The following is a 24,781-nucleotide window of genomic DNA, read 5'->3' as shown; positions in this document are numbered from 1 at the left end:
CATGTCGAAAAGTACAATTTAGTGATTTCAGCATGTCTTTTCAGCCTATTTGGGACCTAAAAAGGCAACAAGTCTTTGGTTAGAGGGGTGACAAATGAATCTGCTTATTCTGTCTTGTCTCAAGTGAATGCAGAGAATAAATACAGCTTTGATCAGCAGTGTAGATCCAAAGCGATACAATTAGCCGCAGAGTTGGGTTTAGACTCTGTCTTAAGCATCAACTTTTTACCCAATGCAGTCTATGAGCCAGAGCGCTGTTTAGCAACTACGTTGCGTTTAGCTAAAAAATATAACTTTCCAACTAGCAAAATTATGTTCGAGTTTACAGAGGGAGAGCGAATAAAAGATACTCAACATCTGAAAAATATTGTCGAGTACTATCAAAAGCTTGGTTTTTTAACCGCCATTGATGACTTTGGTGCTGGTCATTCCGGTTTAAGTTTATTAGCAGACCTTCAACCCAATGTTGCTAAGCTTGATATGGGGTTAATTCGTGACATTAACTCTTCTGTTAGTCGTCAAATTATTGTTAAAAACTGCGTCAGTATGTTTCAGCAGCTTGGAGTTTCCGTATTGGCTGAAGGAGTAGAAACTCTAGAAGAAATGACATTTCTCCAGTCCTTGGATATCGATTTAGTTCAAGGTTATTTGATTGCATCGCCAGGTTTTGAATGCCTACCGCCGCCTAATTTTAGGTTGCTTATCTAGGTAATAGGAAAGCCTTATTCCCCGATGACTAAGTGGCATCCAACACTCGAGGGGCAATAAAAAGTCACTAAGCCTATGATTGCTGTTGGCTACGAGCAACGTTACTGGAATTTCTATTTTTTCGGGTTAACGATTGATAAATAGTACTCAAACGCTCTACAGACCCTTTTAAACTTTTAAACTTTTAAATTGCTGAAGTGTCGTCTTAGTTCGATACCTACCATAACAATACGATGGTAGGTGTTTCATAATTTGCTCACAGTAAATTACTCGTCTTGATACTTTTCGAGTTTGTTATAGAGTGTTTTCACGCTAATGCCTAACTCCTGCGCTGATTCCGTTTTATTACCTTGATTCTCTTCAAGGGTATTGATAATGGCAGCTTTCTCGATCTCCTCTAGCGAGACGCCCGCCGGAACAAGGTCTTCGATGCTGGTGCCTGTTTCCAATGGTGGTGTGTCGAAGATCAGGTGTTCATCTCGGATAGTGTCATCAGCCAAAATAAAGGCGCGCTCGATCGTGTGTTTGAGCTCACGGACATTACCTGGCCAATTGTGTACAGCGATTTTTTGGATCGCAGAGTCAAGAATCGTTTTGGTTTTTGCCTCATTGGCGTTGCGGTGCGCAATAAAGTGCTTGGCCAGACCGACGATATCACCGCCTCGTTCTCGCAGTGGCGGTATCGTTAATGGGAAATGCGATAACCGGAAAAACAGATCTTCACGCAGGAACTGCTCCTCAATGGCGATTTTAGGATCACGGTTTGTAGCAGCAACGATGCGAGTATTAGCGATATGAACCGTATTACTGCCAACTGGGCGATACTCTCCGGTTTCTAGCACCCGCAATAACTTCACTTGATGCTCGATAGGCATCTCGGTGATTTCATCTAAAAATAGGGTGCCGCCTTCTGCCTGCTTAAATACACCTTGGTGAGTTTTATTCGCTCCGGTAAAAGCGCCTTTTTCATGGCCAAACAGTTCACTATCGACCAACTCTGGACTAATCGCACCACAGTTAATCGCGATAAAGGGTTGTTGCTTACGATCGCTGGCTAAATGGATGGTCTGTGCCACTAACTCTTTACCTGAGCCACTTTCTCCGACAATGAGGACGTTGGCTTCTGTTTTAGCGACGCGTCGGATCATGCGATAGAGCTGATGCATTGGTGATGAGGAACCCACCAAAAGGCCAAATTGGTCGAGATCGCTAGTGGACACTTTACGTCCTTGATCTTGTTTTTGCTGATAGTACTGGCTGACTTCGCCTAGGGTGTCCGTCAAAATAGCAATATCGACGGGTTTTCTATAGTGAAAAATTGCACCTAAGTTCATCAGCTTATCCAAATTTTCGTTTGGAGCACCAGAGCTAATGATGATCAAGTCCATATCGTAGATGTCTTCGATATTAGAAAGGCGCTGGTAATCTGCGCTAGTAAAGTGGGTGGCTTCAACAATCGCAACTTCCGGTTTGAGTTGTAGGAAATCTTCAATCCATTGGTCTGCGGCATTGATGTCATGCAGACGAAATTTGTTCAGTTCCTGGCAAGAAGCGATGGCATTTTTAAGTGATGGATCTTGTATTCTTAGAAACAGGCTTGGCATCGACACATAAATGTCCTCTTTACTGTGATGAGGTAATATAGTTGGATTGCTCTAAGTGCACAAGACGATGTGCATGAATACTTCTGATACATTTTGGAGATGATCGGTAGTATGGTAACTAATATAATGTTGCCACCTCCCTAAAAAGCGGCGTTATGCGAATGTTGTATTACAATTGGATATAGAAGGTGTGAATCTAAGTTAGTATTGTAGTGCCTTTATTGGGTAAAGATTTATGGGTTCATTCTTAAATGAGTTGGTCCTTGCAAGAAAAACAAGTCCATTTTACGCCGTAGAAATCTTATATTTAATCCAACGTGATCGTACAAAAAGTTTAGTACTCGCAGTTGGAAAAATACGCATGTAAAGTCGTTTAAGAGTGAATTAAAACGCGTACAGCTTTGCCTTCGCGTAGAGTTTAGTTGTTGGAGTGATAAGCCGTAGCATTAATATTACGTACCTCACATCTTAACAAGGCTCTGGCGGATCCCCTCGAAATTACCCCCACATGATGATTTCGGTCATCAATGCCATGAGCAACAGGATATCTATGCGTTTGGTGCAACGTGTCCGGTTATGACGTAGCGCCAACCCGTAGGCTGGACTTTTTAGATCTCGGAACGACTCTTCAATTTGCATTATTTTTGCGTACAAACGGGTGATATGAATGCCGTTAAGCACATGATGGGAATGTTGGTCACCAGAAGCCAAGGTTCTTTCGCTCCTTTATAGAACACTTTTCCTGCCGAGTGTTTTTGGCAGGTTCGACTATGGCGATGGGCTTTTCTGCCTTTGGGGCGACTTTTGTATAAGTAAGCAAAGTGCTGAAGCGGTGAGCGCTTAGCAAGTTGGTTTCCTCCTAAAAATAGCGACTTATCTGTTGCTTGGGGATAAAACGTTTTATTCCATTGTCAAGAGCCCTCATTACACTTAATCGATACTTCACCACATACACCTCCAAGCCAGAACCAACATTTGTTGGCGAGTTGTCTGAACCATGTATTTCTAAAGCCAGCGTCGGGGATAATGATAGGCGTGCAGCCTTGGAGTTGCAGAGATTGAAACTTATCAAGAAAGTGCTGATAGCTCTTGGGTGAGTTGTAGTTTTTGTACTCAAATACTGCTCATAAAGCGTGACGACACGACCTGCTCTGATCCAGTGATATTGAAGACTCTCGTAAGAGACTTTTTCCATACTTTTAGTAATTCAAACTTTGCTAATTTAGCAATGTTTCTAAAACGTAAATGTCCAAAACCTTCATAATGGGCGCCTTCTACTTCTGCATCTCCACTTTAGGTGTGAGCCCCACTTGAGGTGCACATCAAGTGGGGATATAAGGTGTAAGGGCAGCTCTATTTAATTGGCACGACCTTGCTCCTTTTCAGTTTGGCAAGCTCTTCTCGAAGCTCCGCATTCTCATACTCAAGATCATCGATACGAGCCAATGCCTGAACCAGCTTGTCGTTGAGATGGTGTTGTGCAGCCGAGAAAAGGGCTAGCTTCTCCCGTTCGCTCTCATACTTGGCCTTGAAGTTATCCTTGATGCGCTTTTCCGCGTTCAGCTTTGCACGTACCGTCTGGACCTCTGGCCGGATGATTTCACCTTTGCCTGCCGCAATTTCTGCTTTGGTCTTTTTAACCTTTTCAACAAAATCAGGGTAGTAATAACCACTGCCATTACCCAAATTTGCTTCTTCTTCAACGGCTCTCACACTGAGCTTACGATGAGTAGGGATCCGCCTGGGTTTTCCTTTAGCAATTCGGTCTAAAGCAGCTTCTAGCGCAACGAGTGTATTTTCACTTTTCCCCATGCCTAAATCTCCATCACGGCTAGTTCTGCTTCAAAGGCCGTAAATTCCATACCAAAATCTCGCATCACGTTTTCTGCCGCCCTAATTTGAGTAATATAGTGACTTCTGTCTGTTACCGATATATCGTCACCATAAGCCATATGAGTTGTTAAGCTTCGGTGCTTTCTCTGCCACCACTTAGCTTGTTGCTCATCAATGATGCTACTGCCGGAACCACAATCGACACAGAATTGAGGCATGAAAACACCATCCATATCGCAATTGTATCCATTTTTGCAGTAGCTATGTAAAGAGCCATGAAGCGTAAGTTTACCCTCTTTGACTGCTCGATATATCACATCCCATGAACTATAGATGGTGGGAACATCCCCACGCATTTTCATGATCGCTTTGCCATGCGTACCTGATAATGTTTCATCTGAGTGCCATTGTTTAAAGATTTTGTTGGCAGTGGTTTCAGCATTAATTTCTTCGAGTGTCTGCTGTATTTTTGTATCTACCTTCAAGTCTCGTAAACTCGCCAGCTTTCCTCCGTTGGTATACCACTCTGTCATCGATAGGTATAAGTGCTTAAACTGCTGCTTGAGGGCAACTAGTGTTCCTAAACGGTTCTTCACGCAGTAAAACGCTAGTGTGCGCCTAAATTGGTGAGTGCTCATAGGCCATGGTTTACCGGGAATAACTAATGTTTTTATTCTATCTAGCGAGCGAGGGTTGGAGGCTAAGCATTCTTGATAATCATCTTCTGTGACTAGAAAACCAAATTGCTTACAAAAACGCTTTAATCGTAAGTTCCAATTCGTGATTACTCTAGGTTGTACTGAGCGAGCCCCCTGATTCACCCACAATGAATCTGCATACTTTTCATCAGGGTATACAGTTTCATTTCGCCAGCGTTTAGTCAGAATCGTCATTAAGTCTATTGCTGACTTGGAAATGGCAGCTGTTACCCACGTCTCGCATTTTTCACCTAATTTAAAGGTATGAGATTGCAACATATGGTGAACTCGACCGCTCAAGGAGTCTTCGTAATAACTATTTGGTGTTAGCTTGTCTAGCTCTGAGTCTCGCATTCCGCTGAATCCACCACAGACAATGTAGCTAGCGGTAATTAGTTGCCCTATGTAACGTCTAAAATCATTTGCGTCGTTAAGGGCAATGCCAGGCAGTTTGTCTTTTAGTGGGCGAATGATATTTTTTCGCTCATGAGGTTGGTAGTGAGGAACGAGAGATGCGTATTTGCGGGTATTTATGCTCCCATCATCATTCAAAAAGGCATAGGTGTAACCCTGTTGAACGTTACGATCTAAAGCCTTCTTACCTTCATTATAGTTGTCTTGTAGTGCGCTTTCTGTATCGGCCAAGAGCCCTGCGTGAGGTAACGCTTCTTCAATTAGTGCTATCGCTTTGCCATAGATGGCATGGCATAACCGTTCTGGAATCACCAGAAATTGCTGATTGCCTTTGTCACTTAGTCTTCGGGCTTCCTTTTGAGAAAGTATAGGCTTGATACCCAAGAGGATTTTGTGCCAATTTTCATAGTGGATTGCTCCATTGATAGCAACAAATGCCCTTACAAGTGTTTGTTGAGCATAACCTTGTCGTTGAAGGTAGTTGTCAAGTTTTAACCTAAATGACGCAGAGGATAGTGTAGATAATGATTTCTGGTTTTGTTGCATTAAGAATGTGTAAACTTTCTTAATGGAGCTTAGTTGAGAGTAAACAGTTAAAAAGCGAAGCGCTTTTTTGGTTTTTTGATTGGTACAAAAAAGCCATCCTGAGGTGAGTACTTTTAGTTCGCGCTGTAATTCAGGTGCAGAGTCAAATTTTGAGAAGTCTAATGTATTTTTTGTCCTGTTTCGCGAAAAAGGGTGGCAAGCCCAAACACTTTGTCCAAAAGTAGCTGTTACATTACCGTTTTTATCTTTACAAATTACGACGTCATTCAGTTCATCAAATCGTCCTTCATGATACAGATTAATAATATCTATGGGGTGTACTTTATGGTTTTCGGGGAAATTCGAAACATATAAGTGATTATTTTTCATTGCAACATCCCTTGAACGGAGTTGGCATCACTCCAAAGTGGGTGATAGCCTTCATTATCAAGTTTCGTTTCTACTTGTTTTAGTAGCTTTTGGCTTATGTTAGGCAAGATTTTTTCGTCTATGAATGCCACGACTTTTTCAAAGTTTTGCCTATAGTGGTGAGCGTCAAGGTGCATGTATAGCGATTCTTCAATACACGCTTTGAAGCTGAGTAGGCACCAAATATCTGGGAGCGATTGAACAATCACCTGGCTGGGGCAACCAAAACAACTCAGCAAATCAGCACAAGACAGTTTTTCTCCTTCATTTAGCAAACCTTGCTTGAAGGCTTTCTTAGTGTACCTTTCGGACCTCTCTCCAAAGGGAGTAGCGCAACTCGCACCATTTGGAGTTCGACTCAGATTAGGTAAATTGATTTTATTCTCTTCTTCTATGACTAAAACATTAATATTTAAATTGGCCTGAGCCTCTTTGGCGTTTACACCCGCTTTAATCTCTTCTTCTCGTATCGACATCGCATCTTGCATCATGCCGTTGTTGGCTATTCGGCTTCCTTCGCTGTAGTGTCTTTGCCTCGTGTTAAGGGTATTTCCTAACATGATGTCATTCACCATTTCTCCTTGGTGATAGGCCGTTAACTGTGCACCTGTTTCACGAAAGCGACTTACCATGGGGCGTAATCGGCGTCCAGTTTGATCGACGAATGTAAAATGTTTTTCAACCCAGAGATTTAAGAAGTTTTGTAAAACGAACTTATTCATCGGTGTGCTTTGTCGCTGTGTTACGGTTTGAAGCAGTGTTGCGTTTTTATCCGTTGATATTAAGCGGGAGGCATTGAGTAAGTTGTCAAAAAATTGCATTGCATATTTCGGAATTTCCAGTGTATGTTCGCCCATTTCAATCTGAATGGTTTTAAATGCTCTACGCTTAAATGCAGGCATAGTGTGCCAAACTTCTTCAGTTGACGTAGATGCACTATTTGGCTGGGGTAGTTGTAATAAATCACTGGTATTTGCATAGGTGTAATAAGACAATAGGTACGTAGCCGCACTCATCATTTTTGATATACCACCAAATAGCTTATAGACCTGACCTTTCCACTTAAAAGTCATAGTGGGCCGGCCTTTGTTAGTATTGATATGCGTTTCAGGCGACGCAATGAATTGAAAGTAAGTTTGTCTGAACAGACTACGCAGAAAAGGGAGTAATTGATTTAAATCACTGCGTGTATAGGCTTCAAATGATTCGGAATCATTCTTATTAATAACCACTACTGAGTTAAAATAGTTTGATGGTAAATCTAAATAATCTCGAAATAGTACCCTATAACAAGAGAAATTCTGTTGATAAGTTGAGCTTTTTAGTGTCCCTTGCATAACTCTTGTGTGCAGGTGAGACATATAGCCTTCGAGTGATTTTTGTGTAAAGGCAGTCGCATTATTTTGATCACACCAGCGTAAGTATTGAGACCAAAGCATGTAATGAGAAATTAGAGTGTTATGACTTACCCCTTCTTCTATTTTTTCAGCAAAGCAAGTCTTGATTTGATTCACAAAGCTTTTACGATTTGCATCTTCAAATTGGCCGCCTTGCTGTAATTTATTCGTGGCAGGAAAGTGCTTAACCAAAAAACGATTAAAGTCTACGAGGTTATTGCTTTGCGTATCTAACTGAAAACAAAGCTTTGAATCCCAGCCGTGAAGGTATGAAACATTATCACTCATCCTCACCACCTAGCGCTTCGTGCATGATGCTATCTAAAATGCCAAACTTCACTTTGAACGCTTCTTTGCGTTGCAAATAACGCAGATATTTCCAAGTCGTTGATTCGTTTCTATGCCCCATCCAGCCCATTAGAAGCTCCATACACTCCGTTGGAGTTAGTCCAGCCTCAAGCAAGTCATTTAGTCGGTATGTACCATAGGTTGAGCGTAGGTCATGGAAACGATGGATAAAGGAAGGGGAGGTTTTCTTGATGGAAGTTCTAAGTTCTATCCACCTAGCTTCAATTGATTTGGCTGTAACGGTATTTCCTTGCTCACTTACAAAAAGAGGCTCATGACGCTCACACAGTTCAAGCCTTTCGATAGTTTCTTGCTTGAGTGAAGACTTATCTTCGGGCAGTGATTCTAATTGGGCATTGAGTTTGTTTAGTCGTTTGATTCTGCGCTCAGCGGTACGGTATTCATTTAGTGTGGTTAGCAGCTCTGATGAGATTTCTACACGCCTTTGCTTTGAGTATTTAGTTTGAACCCCAGTCGATTGAGGGGATAAAATTATCTCGTAACGATGCTCACTTTCAACCAAGGGTGTTGCGGTATCAAGTGCATTCAGGGAGAGCGTTGCCACCTCTTGAATTCGCATTCCCGTATCTATGGAGATTAACACCTGCAAGCGTAATTCATCGGATGCGTTAGGAAGGTGCTGAGTCAGAATATTCAGTGACTCTTGAGAGAGTGGGGATAAAGGTCGAATGTTTTTACTGCTTGCATCCTTTGGTACTTTTATTCGCAAGTCACTCGTTTCAACGGTAAATGTTGGCGATATGTGCGCTAGCATCCCAGTGCTTTGAACGGATACAAACTCCATCTTAAAAGGAGCCTCTTTCTCGTTCTTGATTTTCAAGCAACCATCATGCATTAACCACTTGTAGTAGTTAACAATTTGATTCATTCGGACGCTTGCTGTGCTGTGAGCTAATTCACCATTCTTGATTTGTTTTAACAGGTGAGAACGGAAAAGATAAGTTGGTTTTAGTCTTTTGACGGGAGGGAATTTATCCCATGCTAATTGTTTGTCTTCAAGGAATTGGTAGTAAGCATGTAACGCTTGAGCGCAGGGGGATAGGTCTTTAGCTGCTTTGATGGTTTTTTGGTAGAAGAGGTAACTATTTGCTTCGTGGTTGAACGAACCATCTTGATTAAACAGTGTAGGCAGTGAGCCAATATTCCCCTCAACAGGAGAACATTGACAGTTGTTATCACTGACTGATAACTCTGTCTGTTTGTAGACATTGTTTGATTGGATGAGATACATAAATTTACCTAGAAAACCACTGACCATACATACAGTATGGTCAGTGCGTAATTATTTTCCAGATTTATTTATGTGTGTAAGATGTTTTTCCTACACTAACCTGTCATGGTATCACAAGCTTCAAACCTTATATCAAGGGTGCTCTGATAATTACCATCGATAATCCAACACTCGCTTTCACAAAGACTTTTTTGAATTTTGAGCCAGTCATCTTTTGGAGTTTTAACCCAATTTGGTTTCCAATATAGCTGATCGAGATGATGAACAGGCAAATTCAACTCTTTACCTAATAGTGCCGAAAATGTGGATTTACCCGAACCGCCGGAACCAATGACCGCAATTCTTTTCATCGGACTTACCTCGTCATCAATCCAGTTAACGCCGCATTAAGGTGTGAGCGACGCTTGGCTATACTTGAGCGAAGCGAAAGCGCCAAGCGTTGCGAATCACTCTTAAATGCTTTGTTATGAGTCTTTTATGCCCGTGATATGCAACTTATGTATTTCTTCCCCACCAAATGGACTCAATTCAACCTCGATCAAACAATTGAGTTCAACTTCTGGCTTTAGCATGGAATAAATATAATCAACATTGCTCTGATTACCAAAAATAGAGAAGTTGAACTCTCCTGTTGGTATATATTGACCTACCTCTGATACAGCTAGTTTTCCGGCATTTTTGAACTTGTTAAAGTCAAATACCTCACATTTCACCATACGAATTTCCTGTTCTAACTTAGTTGGCACATCAAACATTTTTGCGTCTTCAGCGCCTATAAATAGGTCTTTTTCAGGTGAACTAGCCTTACCAGCTGAGATTTCAGTTAGCTTGTTTGTACCAGCCATATGAGCTAAGTCTTGAAAGTTAGGAAGAGCTGCTTTGCCAATTTTGATTACAGTTCCATGGTAATGATGAATCTCATCGCCAATATGAACTGTAGCATCCCCCTCATTGTCGAACTGATATGTCGGAGTATCGCCTCGTTGTACTGCACCACACACTGTTTTTAGAAAATTGAACGTGTCTTTTGTTGCGTCCCATACATTTTGAGGACCATAAGTTGAAAACAAAGGTAAACCAAGCTGTACACCTTGTAAGACAATATCAAAGTTAGTCAGCAGCGAACCATGCTTAATCTCGGTGGTTTTGATGAAATACTTTTCGCGTTCTTTCTGGCTCAGCTTCTTTACACCTGTAATTCCCATATAAGATTTGTCTACGATCTTTTGGAAGTTATCCAGTGCAGCGATTGCTGTATGAAGAGGGACACCATCTTCTAATTTTTTGCCGTCAATTTTGAACTGCATTTCATGCATATTGCTATCACCATAAAGCTAAATTGATGTAAGGAACGTTATACTGTCACAAACAACAGTTTATAACACTGATGCATATCATTTATTGTGAACTAGAGAGACTCATAACGCCCTGTTAAGGTGTGAGCAACGCTATACCGATGCCGCCGCATAACACCTTACACACCTAAACCAACGCATGATGAAAATGCCACGCGTTGCGAATCACTCTTAAACAGTTTGTTATAAATTTATTTTTTTCGCGTACTTCCTGACCAATAGTGCTCTATACTTGTCGATTTCTTCTTTAACTTTATTTCTTTCTGCTACTACCTCCTTTGACAAATTAGGTTCATAAAATCTACGTTCGGGACTTTCAGATAGTTCTACTAAATATTTTTGATAGTCCAAGTATGCATTATGTACTGCAAAAAAATCACGTTCAATTAAAGGAAAATACAAAGACTGAAGCATTAGTATTTTTTGTATTGGTTTATCATGAATTATCGGAAATTCACGATTAATAGCGGTTTTTGTTTGCAACCCAAGGAGATCTACAAGCTCGATTGTACTGAGATAGAGCTCCTCGTACTTCACTCTCAGTATTTTATTTGACTCTAAATCATCAGAAAACTGACTTTTTATTTCTTGCTGGATCTCTTCAGTTCTTTGAACAGTCATTTCTAGTCTCGATAAGCTATCGGAAAACTCTTCTTTCACCACAAAGCTACTAATCTTTTCAGTTAGATATACAGAAGAAACTGTTGAAATAACTGCCGTTAAGGCAGAGGATAACAATAACAAAAAATAAAATTTACTTTTTTTGATTGTTAAAGTTTTATCTAATATTTCTTGAATAGCGACAACTTCCATTAATTTTTCTTCTGAGGTTTGATTTCCCATCGATACTCCTTAAATTTATAACGCCGCGTTAAGTGGTGAGCAACGCAGACCACCGACCTAAAACATTGTGCCGTACACACTAAAGCCAAAGCAAACGAAAAATGCCACGCGTTGCGAATCCGTCTTTAACGCTTTGTTAGCTTATTACTTTCCGAGCATTCCAAACTAAAACAACAACTTATTTTGACATTAAACGTAAAGTCGAGATTATAAACATAGCCGAGAACTTCAGGTGATGAACTTAGTATTAACTTGAGCTTTGACAAAACCGCCAAGCGTGGAGACTCACGGAACTTCACCCACCAAGGCTCGTATTGGATTTGCTACTTTCAAGTACAAAACTTTGCCATGAATGAAGCTGAGGCGGAGCTAAAATTGCCACCAACTAACCAAGGCCAAGTAACGTTACGACCGCACACGGTAAAAATGACCGCTTAAAAAATGTTACTTACTACCGCTAATACAGCCAAAACATTTGCCAATCAGATTGCTCATTTTGACGATATGCCCTACCTAACATTAGCTATATGAGTTTGCTTTTTCAGACTGTAAGCTAACGCCGCATTAAGGTGTGAGCAACGCTACCACCTAACCCAAACCATTGCACCGTAAACACAAAACCTAACCTTGAACTAAAGGTGCCAAGCGTTGGGAATAACTCTTAAATGCTTTGTTATGCATTTAGTCGTTCTTCAGGTGAAAAGCTATCGTTCACAAACTTTAAGAATTCACAGCTTATAACTTTCGCTTGTTCCCAACCCAAATCACCAGAATCAACGACATAAAAGCCAGATATAACACCACCTTCAATTCTGGCCACGCAAATATTTCCATTACCATCGAAGCAAATTGGCATTGCGTCAGGCATATCGTGCTTTACCCCATAAATATCTTCGCCGTATATCTCCGACAAAGAAAAGAACTGTAACTCTTTGAAGCCAAAATAGACTATAGGGCCATCGCTAACACTCCACCAATTCAACATACTTTTAGGAAGAGTTATTTGAAATATAGTTTCTAACTTGTGTATTTCGTCCTGATTTGCGCCTGTAGGTCTATCTATAAATTCCATGAAGTACCTCTGATGCATAACGCCGCATTAAGGTGTGAGCAACGCTGCCACGAAACTCAACTATACCACCGTAAACACAAAACCCACCGATGGAATGAAAAATGCCAAGCGTTGGGAATCACTCTTAAATGCTTTGTTATATTAATTTTCTTGAATGAGTAGTAGAAATTTTTCAACAGCACTACAACTACGCTCGACGTAATCGCCTGAAATTAAGATAGTATTGGAATACATAGATAAGCCTGGTGTGCTATTAATGATACGTTTCAACTTGTTAGCCTTTTCAGGAGAAAGGTGACTATATTGTTCCAAATCGCCCTCACTATGAACAAGAGCATTCCTCAAAGCGTTAAGCTTAGTAATAATTGCCCACTGCTTTTCAATTTCTGGCTGTGAAAAGCTGATATCAGTAGTTCTCTTGAGATATGACTGAAAGCTAAAAATACTGTACTTATCGGGTTGGAAAGTCATATTTTTAGTAGCTGCTTTGTATTTGCAAATTTTTGCCATCAAGTTTTCAAGCAACGAATAGAGTATTAACAAAGTAGAAACTCTATATACTCTTTCGAAAAAGTGCTCATGGAAGTGTAGTTCGATTTCACAGTCTTCTCGAACACCGTCATTGGTAGCTTGATTGATTTTTACTTCCAATTCTTGCCGTTCGGACAGATATAATTTTTCACTATGATTGAAGTGGTTGCGGATAACACTTATACGATTTCGTATAGTCTGCGGGGATGGAGATCCACTCAGAAAATCGTAAGGATTACTCGCTTTCTTACTAAACATTTGGATATCTCCAGATTAATATAACGCCCTGTTAAGGTGTGAGCAACGCAATACCGATGCCGCCGCATACCACCTTAAACACCAAAACCAACTCATAGTGAAAATGCCACGCGTTGCGAATCACTCTTAAACAGTTTGTTATGTTTGCATTCTCAGCTTTCCATCGAAATATCAACAACTTGACCACTTTCATCAAATGACACGCTTATTAAGTAATTTGTGACATCATTGGGCAAAGTAAAATCACAGACGTCGTCTTCCACGTAAGCGACTACCAATGCAGACAAAATGTCATCAAAGCTTGGATTTTCTTTGCCTAAAATTTCTAGCCATACTGCTGCTGGGAATTCATCTAAATGATGAGATACAAACAAATCGATCCCGTATTCCCCCGACTCCGTACCGCGAGAGGCTTTTATAGCTTCTAGAGCTAACTCTACTTTTTTATCCATTCCAATACTCTGCTTATATCGAGAAAAACATAACGCCCTGTTAAGGTGTGAGCAACGAAATACCGATGCCGCCGCATACCACCTTAAACACTTAAACCAACGCATAGTGAAAATGCCACGCGTTGCGAATCACTCTTAAACAGTTTGTTATGTGATTGGGTTCAACAGGGGCAATACGCCAAAAGTTTCACCCGCCCTAGCTTGATTTTCAATGTCATAGGCTTCATCACTAGACTCTACTACAAGGTATTGATACTCAAGATGTTCATGGATGTATGACTTAGTAAGACCATCCAACTTAAGCTCACCAGACGCAAATCTTGGTAAATCTTCTTGTTTCAGGTTAGGAATAACCAAACGATTAGCAACATAAACACAGAACTGATCACCGCTTAATCGTCCGGATGCGTGACTTTGAATACGAGTTATCAAACCAAATTTAGTTTTATGGCGATTCTTTTCAATCTGACGACCAGACATACCACAGTAGACTAATTCTTGACCGCGCCAAATGGCATAAACCCCAGCTGCGACTTGAGGAATACCAGAGTTAGACCATTCAGAAAACTTGTATCGTTTTGAGAACATTGATTGTTTCCTCTTAAATCACATAACGCGCGTTAAGTAGTGAGCAACGCTGACCACCTAACCTAAACCATTGTGCTGTAAACACTAAATTTAAAGCAAACTGAAAATGCCGAGCGTTGCGAATCTGTCTTAAACGCTTTGTTAGCAATATTTTCCAAGGTACGCTGGACCAAGAATATCTAGATGTTTGTTCCAAAGTTCAGAGATCAATTTAATAGAAAATAGATGAAACGATTGAACTCCAAGCTGTTCCCTTTTCACGACACCAACTAACGCTTCGAAGTCGCTGTCATTGAGCCTAAAGATTGGTGTATGTGCAGCTTTGTTTCTAAGCTCTCGAAACCAATCGTAAACCTGAAATTGGAACTCATCAATGACTTGTTCTTTCCTAAGTTTTTCCAACCTTTGATTGTGATTTTTTAGTTTCACTTCTGGCAGATAGTGATCTGATAGTGTTTTGACGATCATCTCCACAAAGGAATGAGAAACGATAACTAATAATCGCGGATTATCTTTGACAAGACCTATTTCATCCCCGACTTGTAACATGTAATCAGAGTCCACTAATACCTCCATATTGCTAACGCTCTGTTAAGGGGTGAGTAACGCAATACTGAAGCCACCGCATACCACCCTAAACACTTAAACCAACGCATAGTAAAAATGCCACGCGTTGCGAATCCCTCTTGAACAGTTTGTTATGTGCGTGCTAATTGAGGTACTTTTGCCAATGTTGCTGCCCTTTCAAAACTACTCTGTAATCTTCGTAGTCCAATGAGCTGTAGAGCTTTTTAGCTGCAACATTATCATCACCGACCTCTAATGTGATTTTGAGGTAATCATTATCACGACAATACTGTTCGATACCATTCAGTTGTGCCTTGCCAACACCTTTACCACGAAAGTTGTCCAACACCATAAAGTCATGAATATTCATCACTCCTTGCGCACGATAAGTTGAGAACGATTCAAAGCAAACCGCAAAACCAGCAGGCTTATTGTCGACAAAACTGATAAATCAGTGGAAATAAGGCAATGCAAATAACTGAGCAATTACTGAGAGATCTAGCTCAACTGAGAATCCAGATAGGTACTCTATAAACAAAGTCTCGAATATACCTTTGTCCTCAATGCTTTCTGTTTCGATACGCCTGATTGTGATTTCCATATCCATTTCCACCAAAGCACATAACGCCCTGTTAAGGGGTGAGCAACGCAATACCTAAGCCGCCGCATACCACCTTAATCACTTAAACCAACGCATAGTGAAAATGCCACGCGTTGTGAATCCCTCTTGAACAGTTTGTTATGTAGCGATGCTCGCAAGGACACAAACCAAGAATGCAGGCACGCCAGCTATGAGCAGTTTGATACAAAAGGCTGTATTTTCTGAGAACCGCTCATCATCGATTTCGTCCGCAACACTACGGTCAACCATTGAGTCTGTAATCCTATCAACCTTGTCGTCAGACTGCCCCATACCACCCAGAGGTGGATACATGAAAAATAAGGCTGTCGTTCCCCATATAAGCATTACGATGAAAAATGCATAGTCCGATACAAACTTAAGTCCAAAGAAGCCTGTAGACATCTCTAGACCAACAACTATTACGGCTGCTATTACATTCGCAACCAATACAAATCGAACTAAACCAAGCATTTATACTCCATTTCTTACCTAGCTACATAACGCCCTGTTAAGGTGTGAGCAACGCAATGCCGAACCTACCGCATACCACCTTAAACACTAAACTTAACGCATAGTAAAAATGCCACGCGTTGCGAATCACTCTTAAACAGTTTGTTAGAAGCACTATTACAATTTGTTTTGGTACAGATCACCGATAGGAAAAATCATTGTGTAATCATCCCAGTTTAGATTCCCATCAAGTAGGTCAAACTTCAAAAAGTGAGAAACGTCTTTATACACATCATAGTCTGGGTGACCATTACCAAAAATAAATGGTGCGAAGTCCACGATTGAAATATGACTATCACTAAACTCGATTTCTAATATGTGACCAGTAAGATGCGTTGCTCTAACCACCGATAACTCTGACATTTTTAACCTTCTTCGTAATTATCATTGGACTTACATGTTTCTTCTTTACAAAGTAGTCTACCCACTTATCCACTATATCTTCCGCATAACAGTGAACAAAGTCTTGAAACTCTCGCTTCTTCTTAGACTCTAACCCAGTCCCCTTATCTTTGACTACAACTCTTGTTATACGCCCATTCTTTAGGTGAATTTCCGCCTTAGATTCTTTACCTTGAAACTTACCATGGATGTGAATCGGCTCATGCTCATTGCTGTAAAAAAATAGAACTATCCCTAAGTACTCATAAATTTTTGGCATATACACCTCCTTAACATAGAGATGCATCATTGTGCATATATACCAATTAAGAGTTTGATTAAAGAATGAACGTTTGAATTCTTAGAGCTGTGCCAGTGCTTATAACGCCCTGCTAAGGGGTGAACAACGCAATACCGAAGCCGCTGCATACCACCTTAATCACTAAAATCAACGCATAGTAAAAATGCCACGCGTTGTGAATCCCTCTTGAGCAGTTTGTTAGTTTGCAAACCCAAAGTGTTGATTTTACGTTATTTTAAACTTTTCAAACAACAAACTTTATGTACTTTGATGCACTTAAGCTAGGCGTAGTCTCAAAGCGGCTAGTCAATGAAACCACGTGGAACAAACAACGCCGTAGAAAACGAACTCACAACACCAAAAAGCGCTTTTGGAAAACCAATCTCACAATGCGGACTTTCAACAAAGTCACTGAAACCAAGTGAACTTACCACACCAGAGAAAACGCCATTTCAGCGAGTAAATCGGCTTTTGTACCAACAAACTCACAGAGCAGAGTTTCAGCAAAAAAGTTCGACTCAATGCCCCAAAACTCACAACACCAAAGAACAAATTTACCCTTGAAACGATGCCAATTTTAGATTTTTACCACGCTAATTAACACTGAAATTGAACGCCAATACGACAATTTCAACTTTGAGCCTTTACTCTAGATCTTGCGATATAGCTGCGTTTTTCCTCTTGCAAACTAACGCCCTGTTAAGGTGTGAGCAACGCAATACCGATGCCGCTGCATGCCACCTTAAACACTAAACGCAACGCATAGTAAAAATGCCATGCGTTGCGAATCACTCTTAAACAGTTTGTTATGCATCATTTCCACGGATTTTGTTAGACCACAACTTGACTACTCTTCGCTCTTTTTTTACCAGCCTCGCCCGCCACATGAGATCAGCAAGTAATATAGCGATGACCGAGTTGAAACGTGCTCTAGGAGTTGAATTTGCTTCGAACTCAGGAGGACCACACCAAGGTAATTGATTTACTAAATGAGCCACTTTATCCGATTCAAAACTAACACCACGCCAACTATGACCAAACTCATTCCTAATTTTACGGATAAGTGTTATTTCGCGAAACTCATTATCTTGAATTAATCCAAGGGCATGTGCTGCTGTTACCTTTGCGGCAAAAGTGCCTAATGGCGCATTAAAACCAGATATTAGATCTTTTCCTGACTTATTATCGGCAAAAAATTCTCCGAGGATATTACCTAGCCAATCATCTAACACAGCAGCAGCATTTAAAGCCGCACCGCGATCACTCTCTTTGTTAAACTCACTAAGAAACTCTGATAGTTCCATAGTTTCAAGCTCTGACTTCATAATACTCCTGATGCATAACGCCCTGTTAAGGGGTGAGCAACGCAATATCGATGCCGCCGCATACCACCTTAAACACTAAAACCAACGCATAGTGAAAATGCCACGCGTTGCGAATCCCTCTTGAACAGTTTGTTAAATTCGTTCTAACGTATACATGCCCAACTTTCTAATTTCATGGCGTAGAGGCTTTACAGACTCTCGACACTCAAAGTAAAGAGAACATGTATCGTCATAACCTTGTACGAAAACAGCCCGATATTCTGGAATTACGAGCTGCAAAGCATCAGCATCCGCAACTGAAAACCTAGATAAACGACGGACAAACAAAGAGCTGTTTCTTGGCTCCTTAAATATCAACCGACTAACAGATCTATATTTGTACTGGTAACACGAAACATCCTCAGCTAGAAGACGATGAAACAAATGCCAACGTAGGTCGATATCGGCTTGTTGGTCTAACGAACGATTAGTAAAATATTGCTCAAACTCTTCTCGTGTTAACCAATGATCGAACACAGTGATTGCAACACATTGCCAATCCTCAATGCTCTCGTTCGTTTTATTGTCTAGAACGGAATAAAGTGACTTGAGGCTACCCTGCACCCCTTTTGATACATTTCGAAATGCTCTCATAAACCCTCAAGAATTTAACGCCCAATTAAGGGGTGAGCAACGCCTCCACCCAACCTAAGGCATTGTACCGTAACCACTAAAATTGAAGTAGAAGCAAAAATGCTAAGCGTTGTGAATCCCTCTTAAATTGTTTGTTAGGGCTGAAACTCTTTCACTTGCCCATTTTCCAATATATGCTCAATAACCCCATATGATTCAGATGCTGAGATTTTTACAAATCCACTTTCTTTCAGCCTAGTAATAGAAATATCGGCTGACATTTCTGCACTGATAGGGAAAAAAGCGCCCTCCGGTTCAGAATGCATAAAAAAGTCACCTAGTGGAGCTTTGCAATGTTGACAATGATTCATGTAGTAAAATGAATCGGTCGTTGCGGAATAATCCAAGTAATAACTTTTGAAGTGTAGATCCAAGTATACTCTCAGCCTCTCTGGGAGAAAGCTGACGTATAAATACTTGGTTAAACCTTCAGAGCGCTCATCACTTTCAATGTCGATTGTGCCATGACTAGCAAAGGTAATGACTTCAGATGGTTTGTCGCACTTCCAGCAAAGCTCTGTCGATTGAAGCAGATAAAATGGAGAGATAGCTTTTTGCGATGCATGTTCATCATAAATCGGTAGCCAATTTTCAAATGGTCCCGTATCTAAACCTTTTGGAACAAACCACTTCTTTCTCTCTGAGTGCCAACGAGCGCCCAAAGACTTTACTTTCTCTTTATCCTCAAATGGAACTTCTAAATATGTTATTTCATCCATAAAAAGCTACCTATTTCGATAAGCCCTAACGCCCTGTTAAGGGGTGAGCAACGCAATATCGAAGCTACCGCACACCACCTTAAACACTAAAACCAACGCATAGTAAAAATGCCACGCGTTGCGAATCCCTCTTGAACAGTTTGTTAGGTGCGTAGCCAAAGTTGGTAAAAGTCTGTTTCATCGTGCTTGGGATTCTTGCGCACGAACTCCCAACCATGGCGCTTATAGAATGTGAGAGCTCGATGGTTAGTTCGGCTTACTGAAAGTACAGCACGCAAACAACCCGCTTTACTCAAAGTGCTTACAATATAATCCTGCACTTTTGCAGCGAGTCCTGAACCACGAAAATTTGGTTTTAAGTAAATGAGATGCACATAGCCAGTCTCCGGCTCGGGTGAAAAGCTACGAAACTCTAACTGCCCTGCAAACTGACCATCCACAAATATATGGATATAGAACCATCCTGATGTTGCTAAACGGTCTAAGACGCGTTCACGATAACCACTGATGAAGTCGTCGAAACCATCGTAATGCCCAAAACTACAAAAGTATGCATCTTTTCTCGCAGCAACGCACAATTCGAAATCATCCATGTTTATCTGCTGAAAAGCAATTTCCATACTTACCTTTTCCTTCAAGCACCTAACGCCGCGTTAAGTAGTGAGCAACGCCACCACAAAACCTAACCATACCACCATAAACACGAAGCCCAACGATGGAATGAAAAGTGCCATGCGTTGGGAATCTGTCTTAAACGCTTTGTTATGTGCGTTACTCAAAATCAACTAAGTACTTAAAATGCTCTAAGACAATTAAACCATGTGACAACAATAAATTACTTCTCTCTGGGTCAAACCAAGTGCCATTAAATTTAGCACCATGAAACATATTATTCCGCATTCTAGATATATGAGTAAACAATGCTTGTACGTTTCTCTCATTGTTAGGCACAGGGTCCCAAACAATAGTGTTATTTTCGTCGACAATTTGTCTTTTCGGTGGATTTTCCAAAATGTACTCCGCAGACGCTCTATTCTCACCAAGAAGCTCAAGAAAGTTAGCTCCTATCTGCTCATTAACAAATTTATCCCAGTCAACGATTATTGAGCTGCCATTACGAATTCCTTGAAAATAACCGTGTTTTTTTAAAGAGAATTCGTATTGGGAAAACAGCTTAAAGAACTGAAATGCCAAAACATCTAAATTTTCGTTCATAGATTCACTCATTTTTCCGAAAGCACATAACGCCGTGTTAAGGGGTGAGACAACGCTACCGCCAAAGCCGATATGACCGCCTTAATCACTTAAACTGATTTGAAGTGAAAGCGCCACGCGTTGACGAATCCCTCTTAAACACTTTGTTATGTTTTACCACAACTGACTCGCCCACATGGCAAAGAACTGAATTGCATAAGAAATTGTTTAACTCACGTCACACGACGTTGTGGAATTAACCGACAAAAGCGATAAATACAAAACGTGTAATTCCCAGGAATTGGATTGAGGCAACTTTGATAACTTTTAGCGATCGATTGCATCCCTTTCAAAACAGCGAAAGACAAAACTCAAATTGCCGAAAACCCCGCTGCAGATTTGCTAATTGGGAAATTAAACCAAAGCGACTTTAAGCCAGCCCAATTACCAACGCGCAGACGCGAATTCGAATTGAAGCAACCCACGAACTTTGAAGCATAAAAGCGGTTGCGAAATTCATGAACTTGGACAGACAATATTGAATTGCTGAGACAACTCGAACGAATTGCCAAAGAGACCAAAGAAATAAACGCCAGAAACCTTTTATTTCTTCTAAATCAAAGTGAAACATAACGCCCAGTTAAGGGGTGAAGCACGCAATGACCAAGCCGCTGCATGGCACTTCAACACAAAAACCAATGCATACCAAAAATGCCACGCGTGCTGAATCCCTCTTGAACTGTTTGTTATAGCGCTAGTGGCAGTATTTCGTATGGTTTTTTTAGACCATCAGATTATTTAAATAACCTTACTGTACTATATTAACCTAACAAAAATAAGGGGATATACATGTATAACGTAACAATCAAAAATAAAACAACTTATCTAAAAAACAGCGAAAACAGCATTAGTAAAATCTCAACCTATTATGATATGAAAAACCATTATCTTTACTTAAACGGAATAAATTTCTCAGAACCAATCTATATAGAAATTGATTGCCGAGATCCCTTCGCCAACTCAGATCTAGACGAAAGTAGTGTCAAAATTATTATTAATTTTCATCCAGAATATTTCATTTAGTACGTGAGAAATTTTCAGATAAGTATTCATCAACCTAGCGCTATAACGCTTTGTTAAGGTGTGAGGCACGCAATACCGAAGCTTCCGCATAACACCTTAACCACTAAAACCAACGCATAGTAAAAATGCCACGCGTGCCGAATCACTCTTGAACAATTTGTTGTGAGGCGCGCTCTCACTAGTGTTCAACTAGCCCCATTGTTTCAGCCGTAGATAAGGCATTAAAAGGGCTACTGATTTCGCCAGACAAGACCTCCACTTGTCGCTGGTCTAAATGCTGAATTCTTGAATCACTTGGCTTCTCAAAATAGATAAAACCTTTTAAGACTTCATTTAAAGTAGTGATATCTACTTCATTTAACACAGTCTTGAGATTGCTCGCCTCGACTTGAGTGCACTCATAGTCCTTAAGAAAGTGAATGTATAAGAATACTTCTCTTTTATCGTCAAGGCTCAAGCTTTCAAACCATTCAGATTTGGGGAAATCTAATATCGTTTGTTTACCAATTTTGTCGCACTCTTGCCATTTGTCATCCCATACTTTCAAGTAACTCAGCTTATCAACTTTCGCTGAGCAGCCAACGAGAAGCAGAGGCAATAGGTAAATAAATCCTTTTTTCATCATAAATCTCTAAGCTAAATAGCGACGCCTCATAACGCCCTGCTAAGGGGTGAGCAACGCAATACCGAAGCCGCCGCATACCACCTTAATCACTTAAACCAACGCATAGTAAAAATGCCACGCGGTGCGAATCCCTCTTGAGCAGTTTGTTAGTCGCGAGGCACCGAGCGAAAATTTTAAGCTGAACTAAACTTTGCGAACAACAAACTTTATGTGCTTTGATGTACTTAAGTCAGGCGTAGTCTCAAAGCGGCTATTCAATGAAACCACTTGGAACAAACAGCGCAGTAGAAAACGGACTTACAACACCAAAAAGCGCTTTTGGAAAACCAATCTCAAAGTGCGGACTTTCAACAAAGCCGCTGAAACCACGTGGAACTTACAACACCGGAGAAAACGTCATTTCAGCGAGTAAATCTGCTTTTGTACCAACAAACTCACCGAGCGAAGTTGCAACCAAAAACAGACTCTCGATTGCCCTGTTATGTCAGCACCAAAGAACAGAACAACCGTGAGGACACTTGCAAAACTTTGGACTTAAAACAGCTGAAAATGAGTTTGGACCAACGACGATGAACCTGTGAGCCGAACAATCAGCAGCCAAATTTTGAGCTTAGAAACATGATTTTGATTGCTAGCTTTTTCTGGCGACTAACGCCGCATTAAGGGGTGAACAACGCATTCCACCCAACCTAAGCCATTGTGCCGTAAACACTTAAGCTAATTCAAACCAAAACTGCCAAGCGTTGTGAATCCCTCTTGAATGCTTTGTTAGTTGTCAAACTTAATGCTTTGATTTGAAGTTAATTACCGCTTTGCCAACACGATCGTAAAACTCAAATCAGGCGCAGTTTCAAAGCGTCTGTTACTGAAACCACTTGGAACAAACAGCGCCGTTGAATACAGCCTAACAACACCAAAAAGCTCATTTGAAAAGACAATATCACAGAGCTGACTCTCAACAAGTGAATTGGCTTATGAAACAGAAAGTCCGACCACAAAAAACCAAAGCCTGATTTGCACAAACCTGAAAGACTAAAATTTGAAATACAAAACCGAGCCCAAAATGCACGAACATTAGCCCTAAACATTCTGCTTTAGCTGCGTTTTCCTCGTTGGCAACTAACGCCTTGTTAAGGTGTGAGGCACGCAATACCTAAGCCTCCGCATACCACCTTAACCACTAAACCTAACGCATGGTAAAAATGCCACGCGTGCCGAATCACTCTTGAACAATTTGTTATACATAATATTTTTTCACAACCAAGACTCTACTGAACCAGCATTTCTTGGGATAATTAACAACTAACTCATGACTTTCTGTTGAGTCAAAAACAATACGATAATGATCCTTTTTTACTTCACATACAGAACTAAGATTGAAACTATTATAAAATGGTTTAAAGCCATAACTTCCGACTAATTCTAGTTGTTTATTGATTAGTAGCACCGCACAACCTTCCTCAAACGAACAGTCCCAATTTAGAAACAGTAAATAGTAATTTTTAAGCTCAAACTGCTTTTCAATAACATATCCTGGAGTTTTGAATTTTAATTGCACTCCATCGAAAAATAACGCGGATTTGAGCGGGCGATTCTCATAAGCGCATTGATGCTCTTGAATTGTAAACTTACTTATTACCTTCATCACATGCCTATTATGTATAACGCCCTGTTAAGGTGTGAGCAACGCAATACCGAGGCTTCCGCACAACACCTTAAACACAAAACGCAACGCATAGCAAAAATGCCAAGCGTTGCGAATCACTCTTAAACAGATTGTTAGGTGTTCAGCCTGCACGTTGTTACCAGTTATTGTTTAACCAGTTAAATACGTTCTCTTGACTACGTACAGTGCTTGGTAAGCTGTCTTTAATGAGTGTTTCTGCTTTTTGTCCAGAAGTTACACTACTCAAGCCTCTATGCTCTAATACTTTATTGATCATATAGAGCACTTCGTAGCCTTCTTTTCTGCTAAAAAGAGTGCTATCTGGTTTACCTGTAATTTTGGGGTCGTCTCCGGAAATAGCAGTCCAACTATAATGGTTATATTTCATGTCGGATTTCTTGAACTTAGACATAACGGTTTCCTAATTTAAGCGCACACAACATTGAGTGCTTACCCTAGATGTAGATTCCCTTCGAACTTCACAAGAGATAAGACCTTATAATTTTCATGGTTTAAGGTGTATTCACACAAATATGTAAACGACATATAAATCAGTTACATGGGAACACCTAACGCCGCATTAAGGGGTGAACAACGCCACCACCTAACCTAAACCATTGTGCCGCAAACACTAAAGCCGATTCAAACCAAAACTGCCAAGCGTTGTGAATCCCTCTTGAATGCTTTGTTAGTTGCCAAACCCAAGGCTTAGCTTTGGAGTTTATTACCGCTTTGCCTACACTATTTTTACGTGCTTTGAAAAACTCAAATCAGGCGTAGTTTTAAAGCGTCTCTCACTGAAACCACTT

General features: G+C 40.6%; 24 protein-coding genes and 3 pseudogenes. 2 read left to right on the top strand and 25 right to left on the bottom strand.

What is annotated here, in order from left to right:
• Positions 1 to 87 precede the first annotated feature (87 nt).
• Positions 88 to 708: an EAL domain-containing protein gene (locus tag ACZ5ZC_RS24000; RefSeq protein ID WP_464932381.1), complete on the top strand. Its 621-nt coding sequence runs from the start codon at positions 88 to 90 to the stop codon at positions 706 to 708.
• Between the two features lie 266 nt (positions 709 to 974).
• On the opposite strand, the gene ACZ5ZC_RS23995 is transcribed toward ACZ5ZC_RS24000, so the two are convergent.
• The 24 genes and pseudogenes from ACZ5ZC_RS23995 to ACZ5ZC_RS23880 all read right to left on the bottom strand — a co-directional run bounded on the left by ACZ5ZC_RS23995 (position 975) and on the right by ACZ5ZC_RS23880 (position 22,306).
• The gene (locus tag ACZ5ZC_RS23995) at positions 975 to 2,318 is read right to left on the bottom strand and encodes a sigma-54 interaction domain-containing protein (protein ID WP_054868429.1); all 1,344 of its coding nucleotides are present in this window, start codon (positions 2,316 to 2,318) and stop codon (positions 975 to 977) included.
• A 498-nt stretch (positions 2,319 to 2,816) separates the two neighbouring features.
• Positions 2,817 to 3,459: pseudogene (locus tag ACZ5ZC_RS23990) on the bottom strand (IS4 family transposase); the annotation flags it as partial.
• A 206-nt stretch (positions 3,460 to 3,665) separates the two neighbouring features.
• Positions 3,666 to 4,124 (bottom strand): hypothetical protein, encoded by a 459-nt coding sequence (locus ACZ5ZC_RS23985; RefSeq protein WP_054868430.1) that lies wholly within the window; start codon positions 4,122 to 4,124, stop codon positions 3,666 to 3,668.
• A gap of 2 nt (positions 4,125 to 4,126) precedes the next feature.
• Entirely contained in the window at positions 4,127 to 6,172 is a 2,046-nt protein-coding gene (locus tag ACZ5ZC_RS23980; protein WP_086585865.1) for a hypothetical protein, read from the bottom strand.
• On the bottom strand, positions 6,169 to 7,896 hold the full coding sequence (locus tag ACZ5ZC_RS23975) for a hypothetical protein (RefSeq protein ID WP_139059537.1): 1,728 nt from the start codon (positions 7,894 to 7,896) through the stop codon (positions 6,169 to 6,171). The genes ACZ5ZC_RS23980 and ACZ5ZC_RS23975 overlap by 4 nt, the downstream gene beginning before the upstream one ends.
• The gene (locus ACZ5ZC_RS23970) at positions 7,889 to 9,208 is read right to left on the bottom strand and encodes a tyrosine-type recombinase/integrase (protein ID WP_464931823.1); all 1,320 of its coding nucleotides are present in this window, start codon (positions 9,206 to 9,208) and stop codon (positions 7,889 to 7,891) included. The genes ACZ5ZC_RS23975 and ACZ5ZC_RS23970 overlap by 8 nt, the downstream gene beginning before the upstream one ends.
• A 95-nt stretch (positions 9,209 to 9,303) precedes the next feature.
• Entirely contained in the window at positions 9,304 to 9,558 is a 255-nt protein-coding gene (locus tag ACZ5ZC_RS23965) for a P-loop NTPase family protein (RefSeq protein ID WP_464932380.1), read from the bottom strand.
• Between the two features lie 114 nt (positions 9,559 to 9,672).
• A complete protein-coding gene (locus ACZ5ZC_RS23960) occupies positions 9,673 to 10,524 on the bottom strand; it encodes a fructose 1,6-bisphosphatase (RefSeq protein WP_464932379.1) in 852 nt (283 codons plus the stop codon).
• Positions 10,525 to 10,746: 222 nt separating this feature from the next.
• On the bottom strand, positions 10,747 to 11,406 hold the full coding sequence (locus tag ACZ5ZC_RS23955) for a hypothetical protein (RefSeq protein ID WP_464932378.1): 660 nt from the start codon (positions 11,404 to 11,406) through the stop codon (positions 10,747 to 10,749).
• 673 nt (positions 11,407 to 12,079) lie between these two features.
• Complete coding sequence (locus ACZ5ZC_RS23950) at positions 12,080 to 12,478, bottom strand: SMI1/KNR4 family protein (protein ID WP_464932377.1); 399 nt, start codon at positions 12,476 to 12,478, stop codon at positions 12,080 to 12,082.
• 141 nt (positions 12,479 to 12,619) lie between these two features.
• Positions 12,620 to 13,267 carry a hypothetical protein gene (locus tag ACZ5ZC_RS23945; RefSeq protein WP_464932376.1) on the bottom strand — a complete coding sequence of 216 codons (648 nt, stop codon included), beginning with the start codon at positions 13,265 to 13,267 and terminating at the stop codon, positions 12,620 to 12,622.
• 152 nt (positions 13,268 to 13,419) lie between these two features.
• Positions 13,420 to 13,719: a DUF2004 domain-containing protein gene (locus ACZ5ZC_RS23940; RefSeq protein WP_317388681.1), complete on the bottom strand. Its 300-nt coding sequence runs from the start codon at positions 13,717 to 13,719 to the stop codon at positions 13,420 to 13,422.
• A 147-nt stretch (positions 13,720 to 13,866) separates the two neighbouring features.
• The gene (locus ACZ5ZC_RS23935) at positions 13,867 to 14,307 is read right to left on the bottom strand and encodes a hypothetical protein (protein WP_054868409.1); all 441 of its coding nucleotides are present in this window, start codon (positions 14,305 to 14,307) and stop codon (positions 13,867 to 13,869) included.
• A gap of 141 nt (positions 14,308 to 14,448) precedes the next feature.
• Positions 14,449 to 14,871, bottom strand: a complete 423-nt coding sequence (locus tag ACZ5ZC_RS23930) for a DUF4145 domain-containing protein (protein ID WP_269043848.1) — start codon at positions 14,869 to 14,871, stop codon at positions 14,449 to 14,451.
• A 145-nt stretch (positions 14,872 to 15,016) separates the two neighbouring features.
• Positions 15,017 to 15,475, bottom strand: a pseudogene (locus ACZ5ZC_RS23925) (N-acetyltransferase family protein).
• A gap of 138 nt (positions 15,476 to 15,613) precedes the next feature.
• Positions 15,614 to 15,967, bottom strand: a complete 354-nt coding sequence (locus tag ACZ5ZC_RS23920) for a hypothetical protein (protein WP_041852923.1) — start codon at positions 15,965 to 15,967, stop codon at positions 15,614 to 15,616.
• 156 nt (positions 15,968 to 16,123) lie between these two features.
• Positions 16,124 to 16,369, bottom strand: a complete 246-nt coding sequence (locus ACZ5ZC_RS23915; RefSeq protein ID WP_025523863.1) for a DUF2442 domain-containing protein — start codon at positions 16,367 to 16,369, stop codon at positions 16,124 to 16,126.
• Positions 16,347 to 16,667: a DUF4160 domain-containing protein gene (locus ACZ5ZC_RS23910; RefSeq protein ID WP_025523864.1), complete on the bottom strand. Its 321-nt coding sequence runs from the start codon at positions 16,665 to 16,667 to the stop codon at positions 16,347 to 16,349. The genes ACZ5ZC_RS23915 and ACZ5ZC_RS23910 overlap by 23 nt, the downstream gene beginning before the upstream one ends.
• An 827-nt stretch (positions 16,668 to 17,494) precedes the next feature.
• A complete protein-coding gene (locus tag ACZ5ZC_RS23905) occupies positions 17,495 to 18,013 on the bottom strand; it encodes a transcriptional regulator (protein ID WP_054868411.1) in 519 nt (172 codons plus the stop codon).
• A 132-nt stretch (positions 18,014 to 18,145) separates the two neighbouring features.
• Positions 18,146 to 18,646 carry a hypothetical protein gene (locus ACZ5ZC_RS23900; RefSeq protein ID WP_464932375.1) on the bottom strand — a complete coding sequence of 167 codons (501 nt, stop codon included), beginning with the start codon at positions 18,644 to 18,646 and terminating at the stop codon, positions 18,146 to 18,148.
• Between the two features lie 134 nt (positions 18,647 to 18,780).
• The gene (locus ACZ5ZC_RS23895; RefSeq protein ID WP_069534215.1) at positions 18,781 to 19,404 is read right to left on the bottom strand and encodes a DUF5710 domain-containing protein; all 624 of its coding nucleotides are present in this window, start codon (positions 19,402 to 19,404) and stop codon (positions 18,781 to 18,783) included.
• Positions 19,405 to 19,547: 143 nt separating this feature from the next.
• The gene (locus ACZ5ZC_RS23890; RefSeq protein WP_054868414.1) at positions 19,548 to 20,024 is read right to left on the bottom strand and encodes a GNAT family N-acetyltransferase; all 477 of its coding nucleotides are present in this window, start codon (positions 20,022 to 20,024) and stop codon (positions 19,548 to 19,550) included.
• 151 nt (positions 20,025 to 20,175) lie between these two features.
• A complete protein-coding gene (locus ACZ5ZC_RS23885; protein WP_054868415.1) occupies positions 20,176 to 20,619 on the bottom strand; it encodes a hypothetical protein in 444 nt (147 codons plus the stop codon).
• A gap of 1,240 nt (positions 20,620 to 21,859) precedes the next feature.
• Positions 21,860 to 22,306, bottom strand: a complete 447-nt coding sequence (locus ACZ5ZC_RS23880) for a hypothetical protein (RefSeq protein WP_395222080.1) — start codon at positions 22,304 to 22,306, stop codon at positions 21,860 to 21,862.
• 257 nt (positions 22,307 to 22,563) lie between these two features.
• On the opposite strand from ACZ5ZC_RS23880, the pseudogene ACZ5ZC_RS23875 reads away from it, so the two are divergent.
• Positions 22,564 to 22,815 (top strand): annotated as a pseudogene (locus ACZ5ZC_RS23875) (hypothetical protein); the annotation flags it as partial.
• A 1,293-nt stretch (positions 22,816 to 24,108) separates the two neighbouring features.
• Here ACZ5ZC_RS23875 and ACZ5ZC_RS23870 read toward each other — a convergent pair.
• Entirely contained in the window at positions 24,109 to 24,384 is a 276-nt protein-coding gene (locus ACZ5ZC_RS23870; protein ID WP_045621755.1) for a hypothetical protein, read from the bottom strand.
• Positions 24,385 to 24,781: the final 397 nt, after the last annotated feature.

Source organism: Vibrio sp. JCM 18905 (genome assembly GCF_055393305.1).
The sequence above is the reverse complement of the archived record's forward strand: the minus strand, read 5'-3'. Positions and strand labels throughout refer to the sequence as shown.